Source organism: Lyngbya aestuarii BL J, assembly GCF_000478195.2.
Lineage (GTDB): Bacteria > Cyanobacteriota > Cyanobacteriia > Cyanobacteriales > Microcoleaceae > Capilliphycus > Capilliphycus aestuarii.
In genome coordinates, this window is the sequence record NZ_AUZM01000004.1 from 109,092 (window position 1) to 122,325 (window position 13,234).

12 protein-coding genes are annotated in these 13,234 nt (G+C 42.3%); 5 read left to right on the plus strand and 7 right to left on the minus strand.

Annotated features, from left to right (window positions below; translation table 11 throughout):
* Window positions 1-297: 297 nt before the first annotated feature.
* Both lysS and M595_RS03115 read left to right on the plus strand, forming a co-directional pair.
* The gene (gene lysS, locus M595_RS03110) at window positions 298-1,872 is read left to right on the plus strand and encodes a lysine--tRNA ligase (RefSeq protein WP_023064530.1); all 1,575 of its coding nucleotides are present in this window, start codon (window positions 298-300) and stop codon (window positions 1,870-1,872) included.
* Between the two features lie 307 nt (window positions 1,873-2,179).
* Complete coding sequence (locus M595_RS03115; RefSeq protein WP_023064450.1) at window positions 2,180-3,235, plus strand: SGNH/GDSL hydrolase family protein; 1,056 nt, start codon at window positions 2,180-2,182, stop codon at window positions 3,233-3,235.
* 457 nt (window positions 3,236-3,692) lie between these two features.
* On the opposite strand, the gene M595_RS03120 is transcribed toward M595_RS03115, so the two are convergent.
* The gene (locus tag M595_RS03120; RefSeq protein ID WP_023064547.1) at window positions 3,693-4,133 is read right to left on the minus strand and encodes a hypothetical protein; all 441 of its coding nucleotides are present in this window, start codon (window positions 4,131-4,133) and stop codon (window positions 3,693-3,695) included.
* Window positions 4,134-4,382: 249 nt separating this feature from the next.
* Here M595_RS03120 and M595_RS03125 point away from each other — a divergent pair, with 249 nt between their 5' ends.
* Together M595_RS03125 and M595_RS03130 are read left to right on the plus strand one after the other, a co-directional pair.
* A complete protein-coding gene (locus M595_RS03125; RefSeq protein WP_040483494.1) occupies window positions 4,383-5,909 on the plus strand; it encodes a carboxypeptidase M32 in 1,527 nt (508 codons plus the stop codon).
* A gap of 179 nt (window positions 5,910-6,088) precedes the next feature.
* Window positions 6,089-6,781, plus strand: coding sequence for a peptidoglycan-binding domain-containing protein (locus tag M595_RS03130; protein ID WP_023064475.1), 693 nt, complete (start codon window positions 6,089-6,091; stop codon window positions 6,779-6,781).
* Between the two features lie 199 nt (window positions 6,782-6,980).
* Here M595_RS03130 and M595_RS03135 read toward each other — a convergent pair whose 3' ends face one another.
* Window positions 6,981-7,598, minus strand: coding sequence for an exopolysaccharide biosynthesis protein (locus tag M595_RS03135; RefSeq protein ID WP_023064519.1), 618 nt, complete (start codon window positions 7,596-7,598; stop codon window positions 6,981-6,983).
* A 156-nt stretch (window positions 7,599-7,754) separates the two neighbouring features.
* The gene (ahcY, locus tag M595_RS03140; protein WP_023064544.1) at window positions 7,755-9,032 is read right to left on the minus strand and encodes an adenosylhomocysteinase; all 1,278 of its coding nucleotides are present in this window, start codon (window positions 9,030-9,032) and stop codon (window positions 7,755-7,757) included.
* Between the two features lie 242 nt (window positions 9,033-9,274).
* Here ahcY and psb29 point away from each other — a divergent pair, with 242 nt between their 5' ends.
* Window positions 9,275-10,000, plus strand: coding sequence for a photosystem II biogenesis protein Psp29 (gene psb29 / locus M595_RS03145; RefSeq protein WP_023064575.1), 726 nt, complete (start codon window positions 9,275-9,277; stop codon window positions 9,998-10,000).
* 239 nt (window positions 10,001-10,239) lie between these two features.
* Here the strand turns inward: psb29 and M595_RS03150 are convergent, their stop codons facing one another.
* From M595_RS03150 to M595_RS03165, 4 genes are all read right to left on the minus strand, one after another.
* Entirely contained in the window at window positions 10,240-10,767 is a 528-nt protein-coding gene (locus M595_RS03150) for a late competence development ComFB family protein (RefSeq protein WP_023064541.1), read from the minus strand.
* Between the two features lie 274 nt (window positions 10,768-11,041).
* Window positions 11,042-11,716: an SH3 domain-containing protein gene (locus M595_RS03155; RefSeq protein ID WP_023064564.1), complete on the minus strand. Its 675-nt coding sequence runs from the start codon at window positions 11,714-11,716 to the stop codon at window positions 11,042-11,044.
* 76 nt (window positions 11,717-11,792) lie between these two features.
* Window positions 11,793-11,987 carry a hypothetical protein gene (locus M595_RS03160; protein WP_023064500.1) on the minus strand — a complete coding sequence of 65 codons (195 nt, stop codon included), beginning with the start codon at window positions 11,985-11,987 and terminating at the stop codon, window positions 11,793-11,795.
* A 212-nt stretch (window positions 11,988-12,199) separates the two neighbouring features.
* Entirely contained in the window at window positions 12,200-13,063 is an 864-nt protein-coding gene (locus M595_RS03165) for a LysM peptidoglycan-binding domain-containing protein (RefSeq protein WP_023064594.1), read from the minus strand.
* Window positions 13,064-13,234 lie beyond the last annotated feature (171 nt).

The following is a 13,234-nucleotide window of genomic DNA, read 5'->3' on the forward strand; positions in this document are numbered from 1 at the left end:
ATATTCAACTTAAAATAACAGATTTATATCAACAAAGATTGTTAGATTTAGGTAAAATTGAGAAAATCTAATATTATCCGAGTGCAAGCCTTTCGTTTTCCCGATAATTTTTTAGACAAAAATTTCAGCGAGTCAGATGCTCACACACTCGACTTTGAGCAACAAAAATCCTGAGTACACTCAGCTTGTTTTTAAGATTAACTTAAGAATTAAATGCGATCGCCATCTAAAAAAATATAGTTTCGTAACAAGTTATGATAGAACATTAAACTTGAACTCCTACAGGAAATCCTAAATATGGCTCAAAATGAAACCCGTAACGAAGCAGAAGTCCGTTCTCGAAAAGTAGACGACTTGCGATCGCTGGGAATAGACCCCTACCCCAGTCAATCCTTTGCGCGATCGCACACCGCCCAAGCCATCAAAGATCTATTCTCCCAGCCCGAAAATGAACTCCAAGACGGCGTTGCAGACCCCAACGAAGCCCCCCTCAAAGTGTGTGGACGCATCACCTTCAAGCGCGATAGTGGGAGTATTGGCTTCATTGGGTTAACCGATACGTCGGGAACCATTCAACTCAAAATCGAGAAAAAACTCGTCACGGGAGAATCGGGTGGATTATCTTTTAATCAAATCAAAAAATTATTAGATACCGGAGATTTTATCAGCGCTGAAGGAATAGGTTGTCGCACAAACCGAGGCGAACTTTCTGTACAAGTTCAACGATTAGACGTGCTTTCAAAAGCAACTATTCCCTTTCCTGACTCCTATTATGGCGTCAATGATCCCGAAATTTGTCGGCGTCATCGAGAGTTAGGATTAGTCAGTAGTCCTGAATCTTTTGCTACGTTTAAACTTCGTAGTCGCATTATTAAAAGTATGCGAACCTATCTGTGGAATGCAGAATTTGATGAAATCGAAACTCCAGTTTTACAAGCGATTTACGGCGGTGCTGCGGCGCGTCCATTTATTACTCATCACAATGCTTTAGATATTGATTTGTATCTGCGAATTGCAACCGAATTGTTCTTAAAACGGGCAGTTTGTGGGGGATTTGAACGGGTGTTTGAAATTGGGCGAGTGTTTAGAAATGAAGGCATTGATAGCACTCATAATCCTGAGTTTACATCCGTTGAAGCGTATCAAGCCTATGCTGATTATTTTGACTTGATGACGTTGGTAGAAGATTTAATCTGTGTTGTGACGAAAGATGTATTAGGTGATGTTAGCGAAGTAGACTATCTCGATGATAAAATTAGTCTAGAGCGGAAATATGACTACAGCGATATTTATCCCAGTTTTACCGGAAAGCATTGGAAAGTGCAAACAATGGTAGAAGCAGTGCGGGAAAAAACAGGCTTAGATTTTGACACGTTGGAGTTGGGAGAAGCGATAAAAGAAGCAGAAAAATTGGGTTTAAAACCTTCAAAGTTACATACTCAAACGTTAGGCTATTTGTTGTATGCGGTGTTTGATCAAAAGGTAGAATCAACTTTGATGGAACCGACATTTATTATTGATTTTCCCGTGGAAGTCAGTCCTTTAGCCAAGCGTCATCGTTCTAAACCCGGGTTTGTTGAACGGTTTGAATTATTTATTCACGGTACCGAATATTCTAACGGATTTTCGGAGTTAAATGATCCGGTTGATCAACGTAAACGGTTTGAAGAACAACTCGCCCAAAAAAATGCAGGGGATGAAGAAGCGCATCCAATGGATGAAGATTTTATTCAGGCGTTATCGTTAGGAATGCCAACTTGTGGCGGGATGGGAATTGGTGTAGATCGAGTGATTATGTTGTTAACTAATACTCAAAGTATTCGAGATGTGATCATGTTCCCAACTATGCGTTCAACGTTGAAAGATTCTTGATTTTTGAGTGAGTAAAGAGTAGGGTGGGTAATTCCCATCTTACTTAGATTATTCACAACGTTCAGAATGACAATTAAACTTGTCATGTTGAGTCTAACGAAACATCTCAATTAGATTATTCACAACGTTCAGAATGACAATTAAACTTGTCATGTTGAGTGCAACGAAACATCTTGTCTAAAGTTAGACATTTACCGAAAATTTACATAGATACATCAAAAGTTTTACATAATCCTCTGTAATTTCACGGAGATAGATGTTAAATTATCTAACATCAAGATTGTTTGAAATAATCAGAGTGTCATCTATGTCTCGCATCTACTCTTATAACATCGCCTTAACCACTTCTTTATTAAGTGTGTTAACTGTAGGAACTGTTTCGGTTCAAGCCGCTAGCCTGGATTCTCGTTTTAATCAAATCTTTGTTTTTAGTGATAGTCTTTCAGATCCGGGTAATATTTTTGAAGCTACAAATGGAGCGGTTCCAGAAAATCCTTTATCCTTCGGTGGACGCTTTTCTAATGGGCCAGTTTGGACAGAATATTTGAGTCCAAAATTTGGCTTAAATCCCACTCCTTTTACGAGTCCGGTTCAGTCTTCAGATGGAACAAATTATTCCTTTGGAGGGGCGACATCGGGTGATCTGAATATCATTAATATTCTCCGCCCTGATATTCCGATAGAGTTTCCGGGATTAACTCAAGAACTCAATTATTTTATTGAACCATTATTAGCACAAAATCAATCGGCAAATCCCGATGCGCTTTATGTAGTTTGGGCGGGTGCAAATGATTATATATTTGGTGGCGTGAGTGATCCGACAATACCTGTTAATAATATATCAAAGGCTGTTCACTCGCTGTATGATGTTGGCGCTCGGAACTTATTACTGTTAAATTTACCGAGTTTAGGGAATACTCCGTTAGCTTTAAATAGTGATTTCCAGGAACCTTTAAATCAATTAACTGCGGCTCATAATTTTTTATTAAATTCAGCAGTAGAAGGCTTAAATCAATCCTTAACAGGCGTTAATATTGGTTTAGTTGATGTTAATGCTACGGTTAACAGCATTTTGCAAAATCCTGGTGAGTTTGGATTAACTAATGGTACGGATAGTTGGTCAAATGCAGTCGCGGCTTGTCTAGAAGTGGGTTGTGAAGAATTTCCCAATCCTGATGAATATCTCTTTTGGGATTTAATTCATCCAACAACAGCAACTCACGAAATTATTGCTGACATGGCTTACTCCACTGTACAGTCACAATTTCCAAAAGTTCCAGAACCCACGTCAATACTGGCGTTGAGTGCATTAGGTTTAGGATTTTTGTTCAATCAAGTTTCATCTCATCGCCGCAAAAACTAAATTCTGATTGGCGAATCTTAAGAGGAGTGTTGAAAGAATTGGTTAAGAGCAGGTAAATAACTTCAAGGTGCGTTAGGTTAACGCACCCCTAGAAATTTAAAATTCCAAGTGAATAAAAGGAGAGAGCGAATCCAGAATTTACGACAAAATCGAGGGTTTTTCATGCTAGAGGGAAATGCGTGAGAAGCGGAACTCTATTAGTCGATTAAACCCTTATTTACCCTCATTCTTCCTTTCAGATAGAAAAGATGAAATCTGTAAATAAATTCCTGATTAGAATGAAAACACGACCTTAATATAGGCTATTGAATTCAATCGACTTTTTTCAGTTGATAGCAGTCAACATTTTAAAGCGTAACCCATCAAACTTGACCAAACAGATAAACGACTTAATCATAGGGGATGAGTGAGTCGAGTGTGCTTTCAGGGTATGATTTTGAACATCCCTTTAGACTTCTTATAAAGAAGAATTTTCTTCCTCCGCAGATACTTCTTCGGAATTCGGTGCAGGAGGAACATGATCCATATGACGAATCAATTCCACGAGAGCATTTGCTAATCGGGCGGCTACAACTGTACCTTCAAACTCAAATTCAGGATCTCTAAGTGCTTCGATTAACATTTGTTTTCCGGTTTCTGTCATTGAAACCATCGGCACCTGATTTTCCTTTTCTATTTGGATTGCTCCAGCAGTTTTGAGTTCATCATAAAGCCCCTGATAAATACCCACTTTTTTACCTTGGCGTTTTTGCTTAACCTTACTGGTGAGTTCGCTTTTCTTAACCTTGGCTTGAATTCCTCCTAGCGCCCACAATGTTAAAAGCAAGCGAGTTCTTGCCTTGGCATCCGCTTCACCTGTTACCGAATTTGCTGTCTCGTTATAAGTCATTGTTGACATATCAATCACTTCGGAACACGAAAATACCATCAGATTGTACACCAAGATATAAACAGTCAAGTTGCTGGATTGGGGGTGGCTTAGGAGACTAGGGTTAAAGAGATTACAAACTCTAGAAAAAGTGATGAATCCGTCAACTATTAAGACTTGATCCGTGATTAAGTTGATTTGATTAAAGCTTGTCAGAATTAGCGACAACGAATGGCACACTAGAAATGATATAGTGTGTATCCGACAAACACCGCAATCATGCCACTGCCGAACCAGGAACCTCAATTAATCAAACTTAAACACCGTTTGAGTGAGATTAACGATATTGAATCGGTGGTTTCCCTACTACATTGGGATCAAGCCACCTATATGCCCGCTGGGGGGGCAACAGCAAGAGGACGTCAAATTGCCACCCTCAAACAGATTGCTCACCAAAAGTTTACAGATCCAGCTCTCGGTCAACTGCTAGAAGATTTACATCCCTTTGAGGCTTCTCTTTCCTACGATTCCCTAGCAGCAAGTTTGATTCGCGTTACTCGCCGAGATTATCAACGGGCAATTCGAGTTCCGGCTGAATTCATGGCAAGGCTATCTCAGCATCAAGCAGCCTCTTATAGCGCCTGGTCGAAGGCTCGCCCGGAGAATGATTTTGCCAAAGTCCAACCCTATTTAGAGAAAACCTTAGATCTGTCTCTCGAACTGGCAAGTTTTTTTAACAATAGTCAACATATCGCTGATCCGTTAATTGAGCAAAATGACTACGGTATGAGTGTTGCCATGATCAAACCCATTTTTCAGCAGTTGCGACAACAGCTTATTCCCCTCATCAAAGCGATCGCGGACTCCCCCCCGATTAATAATTCCTGTCTGCATCAGTTCTTTGCCGAACAAGAGCAACTCAGCTTTATCAAAGGCGTCATTTTTCGGTTGGGTTATGACTTTAACCGAGGACGTCAAGACAAAACCTTACATCCCTTTGCCACCAAGTTTTCGATTGGTGATGTCCGAATGACCACCCGAGTTTATGAACATCACCTCGATCAAGCTTTATTTAGTAGCATCCATGAAATGGGTCATGCTTTGTATGAACAAGGTCTTGCACCCGAGTTTGAAGCAACACCACTGGCGAGAGGAACTTCTTTTAGTGTCCATGAAAGTCAGTCACGGTTATGGGAAAATCTCATCGGTCGGAGTCGAGGGTTTTGGGAGTGGTTTTATCCGCAACTCCAAGGAACATTTATTCGTCAGTTAGGACAAACTTCAGCAGAGCAATTTTATCGGGCGATCAATACCGTCCAACCCTCCTTAATTCGCACAGATGCCGATGAAGTCACCTACAACTTACACGCCATGATTCGCTTCGATCTGGAGTTGGCAATGTTAGAAGGCACTTTAGCCGTGGGTGATCTACGGGATGCCTGGAACGAACGATATCAGAAGGATTTGGGTCTGATTCCCTCAAATGATACCAACGGCGTTTTACAAGATGTTCACTGGTTTGTCGGGTTAATTGGGGGAATGTTTCATGGGTATACGTTAGGAAACTTAATGAGCGCTCAATTTTATGAAGCCTTAATTGACAGCGACCCAGAAATTCCCGTGCAGATCGAACGGGGAAACTTTCGCCACTTGCATCACTGGCTGAGATCTGAGATTTATCAACATGGCCGAAAGTATACGTCTGACGAACTTCTTGAACGAGTTACAGGTCAGGGGTTGAGTCTTGAGCCATTTATGAATTATATTCGGAACAAATACGGATATCTTTACAACATTAAATTATAGATTTTAACGTTTTGTAATTAAGAGTCCTTTCCGGTACACCCCAACCATGATTTTGCAATTAGACTTAAAGAGATCTTCTATCTTTTACCGGATTTTTTGATCGGAGGTAGATGATAAAATTCAGATAATGTGTATCGGCTCTGTACATCAACTGCCAATAAAGTTCAGGATAACTTCTCATGTTTATCAGAAATGCTATCTTAGCCAGCTCACTGATTGTAGCTGTTTTGGGGTTTAATTCCACTGCTCGGGCAACGTCCGGCACAAACCCCGATCTCCCCAGGAAAGATTTCAGTTTTAGTGAAGAACTGCAAATCCCGGTCAGACGCTCTCCTGAGTTTGTTCCCGCAGAACCCCGTCAAGACCGACTGTTTTCTGAGCCTTTTTATGAAGGTTCGCCTCAACCGATCCGACGTTATACCCTTGAGCCGGGAACACGAGGCACACAGGTAACAGGCTTACAACAGCGTCTACAAGTTCATGGTTTTGATCCCGGTCGTGCTGATAGTGTCTTCGGTTCCCGTACAGAACAGGCCGTCAGAGCCTTCCAACAAGCCCGAGGACTAGAAGTTAACGGGATTGTAGATCGGGGAACCTGGAAGTTATTAGAAACTGATCCTCAGCCCGTAGCAACTGCTCCTCAGCCCGTAGCGGTCGCACAAGAAGTATTAACAAAAGGAACTAAGGGATCTTTAGTCAGAACCCTGCAAACCCGTTTAGAGATCAAAGGTTTCGATCCAGGCCCCGTTGATGGTGTATTTGGAAGTCGCACCCAAGCGGCTGTAATCGCCTATCAAGAGACTAAAGGTTTAGAAGTCAATGGAGTTGTAGATGATCAAACTTGGACCACCTTGAGTCAGGAGTGGCGTTAATCGGTTCAGTCCGGAAAATTGCCTCTCATATTATCTCCTAGAATCAGTTGGAAATTCTCTCAGGCTTTGACTTGTAGGCGGAACGGAGCATTGGAACAAAGCGTCATCAATGCTCAATTTATCATGTGTTAAGTGCTGAAGTGGGGTATAGATTCTGAGGTCAATTAGGGCGGTATACTTGCCGCCCTCCCCAATCAAATTAAAAAGACTGACGAAGATAGTTAATCCCGGTTTTGACCGCTTCATAACCATAAACCAGGATCAGTGTAGAAAGGGTAAGTCCGATCGCACAAACCACCAATCCCCCTAAACTAATCGCCCCATCATCATCGAGTAGACCAAACCCGGTAATAAAAATCCCAATCGCAGGTAGAGTATTGGTTCCAGGAATCGGAATCATCATGGAGATAGACATCAACGCGATCGCTAATCCGATCAGAATCCGACCCGGAAAGCTAGTGCAAATAAAGCTTAAGCGGGGACGAGAAACCAATTCAATTTTTTGTAACCAGGGAATTCCCCCTTTCAAAAAACCCTGCACGGTTTTGAGATCGATGGGACGATTGAGCCATCCTTGAGGAAACCAAGGTTGCTTCGCCCCAACAATCAACTGAACCGCTAAGACTAAGAGCAAAATCCCAAACGGTACCGAATAACCTGGCGCAGGAACAGGTAAAGCCGAAGGTAAAGCCAACAAGACAAACAAAAACCCAAAGACCCGTTCGCCGCCAATATCGAGAATATCAGCAAGGGTCACTTGGGGATTACGTTCTTCATTAAAGAAGTAACGCTGGAGTTCAACAGAGAGTTTAGACACGGGTAGTGGGAAAGGGAAGGTAAAAATTCAGAGAAAATACGCAACCCAGATGGCAATTTTCGAGGAAACAGGGACAAGGAAACGGGAAACAGTTTTTTCTATAACCCGTCGCCTGTCACCTGTCACCTGTCACCGATGACTGGTCACTAAATTCAATTAGGTACCAGACGCCCAAGAGTTGGTGTACTCAATTTGTTCAGGAGTCAGGGTATCAAGATTGATTCCCATTGCCTTCAGTTTGAGTCGGGCAATTTCCTGATCAACATCAGCCGGAATCGAGTACATACCGGGTTCGAGTTTGCCTTTATTCTTAACCAAATACTCGCAAGCGAGGGCTTGGTTAGCAAAACTCATATCCATCACCGCACTGGGATGACCTTCAGCCGCCGCCAAGTTAATCAGTCGGCCTTCTCCGAGTACAATTACAGACTTACCACTTTGCAACTTGTACTGTTGAGTGAAGTTCCGAACTTCTTTAACTTCTGTCGATTTTTCCTTCAAGGACTTCAGGTCAATTTCAATATCAAAGTGACCCGAATTACAAACCATCGCCCCATCCTTCATCACATCAAAATGTTCAGAACGGATCACGTGTTTGTTTCCAGTCACCGTGATAAACAAATCACCAATTGCTGCGGCTTGTTCCATCGGCATCACCCGGAAACCATCCATTACCGCTTCAATCGCGCGTACCGGGTCAACTTCGGTGACAATCACGTTAGCACCCATGCCACGAGCGCGGAGGGCGCAACCTTTACCACACCAGCCATAGCCCGCAACAACAATATTCTTTCCGGCGAGCAGAATATTGGTGGCTCGAATAATACCATCGAGGGTAGATTGACCCGTACCATAACGGTTATCAAAGAAATGCTTAGTATCGGCGTCATTAACGTTCATCGCCGGGAAAGTCAACACCCCATCGTTCAGCATCGCCCTTAAGCGAACAATACCTGTGGTGGTTTCTTCGGTAGTACCAATCAAATCAGAAAGTTGATGTTGACGGTTTTTCACCAAAGTGGCAACAACGTCGCTTCCATCATCGATGATAATATTGGGGCGATGATCCAGAGCGGTTTCAACGTGCCGCAAATAGGTTTCTGTATCTTCTCCCTTGATTGCAAAAACAGGAATACCGTGATCGACGACTAAGCTAGCCGCAACATCATCCTGAGTGGAAAGGGGGTTACTCGCAATTAGAATCCCATCTGCACCCGCTGCTTTGAGAGCGATCGCCAGATGAGCCGTTTCTGTAGTGACATGGCAGCAAGCAACCAAGCGGATACCCGCAAGTGGCTTTTCTTTAGCAAAGCGTTCTTGAATTAACCGCAGAACGGGCATTTCCCGTCCAGCCCAGTCAATGCGCTGTTTTCCTTGAGTTGCCAAAGAGGGATCTTTGATGTCGTACTTAGTACGTTCGGTTGTTGCAGTCATGCAATTTTGCCTCGAAATTATTATTTTTTCAACGTTCAGCTGTAACAAAAGGAATCGTCACAGCATTAGAGCGCACATCCCCGACCTCAGAGGGGGGATTAACTTTTTGTTACCGCAGTTTAAATTTTGCAGTCCATAATACAGACTAACCTGATGTGGTCAGATTGGCTAGAGGGATCTCGCTTGGCAAACGAGTCTTCAAGAGAGACAATATAATCTTAAGTCCCTCTTAAGAATGGCTTGTGAACAACATCCGTACCGTTTCTGATACCAAACGCGCTTTCTATAGCATTCACACTCGTCCGATCAATTCAGTTTACCGTCGGGTGATCGAGGAGTTGATGGTTGAGATGCACCTACTGTCGGTCAATGTGGATTTCCAGTATGATCCCATTTATGCTTTGGGTGTCGTAACTGCTTTCGACCGTTTTATGCAAGGATATCTACCCGAATCTGATAAGGAGTCTATTTTCAATGCTTTGATCAATGCTCTACAGGATGATCCCCAACGCTATCGAGCCGAAGCCCAGCGATTGCAGGAATTTGCTCAAACTCTCTCTGTTGAGGATATTGTCTCTTGGGTTGATGATGCGGCTAACTCTGAAGTTCAAAACGACTTGCAGGGTTCTTTTCAAAAGATTGCCACCACTCCCAAGTACAAATATAGTCGCATCTTGGCTATTGGTTTATTCACCCTGATTGAACAAGCCGATCCTCAAGCAATGGAAGACAAGGAAGCAACCCAGCAAACTCTGACTCAACTTGCTTCGGGATTAAACTTACCCCTGGACAAATTACAAAAGGATCTAGAACTCTATCGCAGCAATTTAGAGAAATTGAAGCAAGCTCGTATTGTTATGGACGAAATGACTCAAGCCGAACGTAAACGGCGAGAACAACGGGCTGCTAAACCCGCCGTTAGTCCTACTCCTGAGTCGGCACCGGAAGAGGTTTCTTCTGACTCCTGAAAATGTCTATGCTCACCTGGCTCTAACAAGTCCTCGCTCGCGTATAGACTTGTATGGAACGATTCAATTTCTGCTTGCTGAGAATTTCTGCGGGGGTTTAAGCTGTCAGAGTTGCGATTATTCCCGCTTGCTTTTTCGGTGTGCGCTTTACCGCTTCTAGAATCTAAGCACATCAACGGTCTCACCAATTGAGCCAGAAGCTTATATCCCCCAGTTTAAAAGGCGGGGGATCTTAAGCATTATGGTTCGTAATTTTCAGCATAAGTCTTGAGCAAGTCACTGATGTTATCGAGGACACCTTTACCGGAAGATTGTCCGAATACAGTTTTGTTTTGTGCAACTCGGTCTAGATTTAGATTAATGGCCTCTTTGACCTGACCCGAAATCATCTCGTAGAGGTCTTCTCTGGCTCTTGAACGCTGATATTGGGCGCCTTCTTCGGTTGTCGCATAGAGAGGAGGAAGTCGGTTGAGTGCATAGGCAGCGATGTCTCCGACATCAAGCGATGGTTCATTGTTATCCTCAATATCGGCAATTCTAGCGATCGCTTCACTGAGAACCAACTCCTCCATAACGTTGATAAACTGTTTACGGGGTAGAACAACCACTTCACCTGTTAACAAGGCTCCCATGAGGCGATCAAGTGCCATGTACTCCTCGATGGAGAGTTCGGATGCTGTATTGCAAATGCGTCCGACTTCAGCCTCCATAGAAGGCGTTAAGTAACCATCTTGTAAAGCTTGCTCAACAATTTTCTCAATACTCATAAGACCTTTAATACAGAACATCGCAGAACGGAGTGAACTTGTCTGTATTTGTCTGACTCAGGAGAAACAGCAATTCTCGCCTCTCCGACGACCTTGAGTCGGACAAATGTTTTCAATGATTTAGCTGTTTGTTAGTTTGGAGGGGCTACAAGAAAGCGCTTGAGACATTTTCTGTCTGTTCTAGCACATTGGCTAAGAATAACATAATAACTCCCCCTTTTCCCTATACAGAATACAGAACTTTATCCTCCGATCAATTCTTTTCTCGCGAGAGTTAATGGCCTTTCTGTACAATCAGATAGATCGGTTTGTAGCGCACAATAAAATTGCTCATTATATCTCGTTCTGCGGGGGTTGGTGTTGCCAAACAGCCTGCTGTTCCGGTTTGGGAGTTGTTGTCAAAGGTAGAAGGATCATAGTGTAGCCCAAATCCGCCTCGGTTTGTCTCAAAGGTCGGAGTAACAGGCGACCACACCCCCCCAAACTCGCCCGGAGCATATTCTACATGACCTGGATAATCAAAGGTATATACCCCAAACGGAATCGGAGTTTGAGATCCCGGTACTTCGGAGGGATCTTGTAAACCGACCCGACCTGAAACACAGCGTATCCGATCAATCACCTGACCTGTGGTATCGATTAATTCAGTTTGATACACTTTTAACCCTCCGGCAATGATTTCGGATGTTTGAGTGGTCACGACTTTTGCACCACTGAGTCCAAAGTCGGTTGAGGAGGGCTGTTCGGAAAGGGGAACAAAGGTGAGAAACTCCATCGCCACCCAACGATTTTGGCCAATCGCTACCCAAGTCCAATTTCCGACGGGAACGGGAGAACCTATGACTGTAACTTTTGTACCGTTTTCTAGAGTATCAACTATCTCACCATTTGGACGATAACGAACATTTAAAGTATCTCCTTGCGTTCTCACAATTGCAGTCTTACTCATCAATGTTTTCTCCTTTTAGAAATAGATGAGGTTTAAAAACAAAACTCTCTATGGCCTGATTTAATTGCAGCTTTGCTTAAATTTTATGGGGTAAAGGTTTAATCCAGAGGGCGGTCAAAAATATCGGTGTACCGCCAATTAATCCCAAGATTAACCATCGATTAAAGCGACGCCCTTTTTGTTTAGCAATTAAAGCAGCAATTCCCCCAATTAAACAATGAAAAAAAAGTAAAAACACAGTCAAAGCTGGATCGATGTCTAAATTAAGCATTATCAATCTGGAGTGACGGATTTTAAACAGAATAACACAACTGTCTAAAGTGATTCAAGTGGAGGGGTTCATTTCTATTCAATCAACAGACTAAACAAGATTCTGAACGATCAATAATGAGTAATTAATTAGACGTTAATTGTAGAATTATCAAAAGTTTTCACCTTCTTTAGTTCTTCCTATTTCATCATTAAATTAACTTTTGTCTAAAACTAATGTTGTAAACTCTGATAAACTCTAGCTTTTTCAGGGGAAAAACTCAAAGTCCCTGTAATTGTTTTATGGAGGATAATTTCATTAACAAATGCTTGAGCTTCACCTCGATGCTGTAGATTCCAAGCGGCATATAAACTGGGTGTATAGCGGTCATCTTTCCCGACTCCAAAATCATCATAAATCACCCAGAAAACCTCAAGAGTGTAATCATGATCTGTATTCAGGGTAAATCGTTTGAGCAGTAAATCTGCACCTTGAATGCCTCCAATGGTTGCAAACAACGTTAAATCAGCTTTGCCCGGTTTAAACGCAAAATGAGGAATAGAAACTTTCAGCGCCTGAACATCAATGTTGTGAACATTTGCTTGGAGTTGTAGTTGTTGTTGAACTTGAGGAATAATTTGATACCAAACTTGTTTAAAAGGTTGTGAATCTTCAACTAACCGAGATAAAGGTGAATCAACTTCATGTTGATAAATACCACCTTTCCCCTGCAAAAAATGTTCAATCAGAGGTTTAAGGATTTTTTGATCGACAATTAAATTTGAGGGAGAATAGCGAATAAAAGCTTGATAAACTTTGCTCAAAAGAGGCGATAAAGGACTCAACTCATCCGGTGATAAAAAATCATCTCCTTGCCCATATCCAGAAGTGGGATGCAACCGTTCACCTATTTTAATCGGGAGATAAACCCTTTGACCTGCTTGCAGTTCAAAAGAGTCTGGGGAGATAAAACGAGTTCCGTTTTGTTGACGAATTTCTCGCCAGCAATCGCGATTTCTAAACTCTTTTTCAGCGATACTTTTTAGTGTATCTCCAGCTTGTACAGTGTAGGAGGTATCAAAAACAATCTTAGTCATTTTCAACCTTTACTTAACATAATCTAATCTTTCAACTCTTTAACGAAACCTTCCGTAAAATTTGATCTTAAACTCAAACAGGTAATCACAGCAATTGTTCAGAACCGGGAAAAACCTACATTACACGATATCTATTGAATCTAACTTCTAATCCTAAAAATAGCCAGTCAC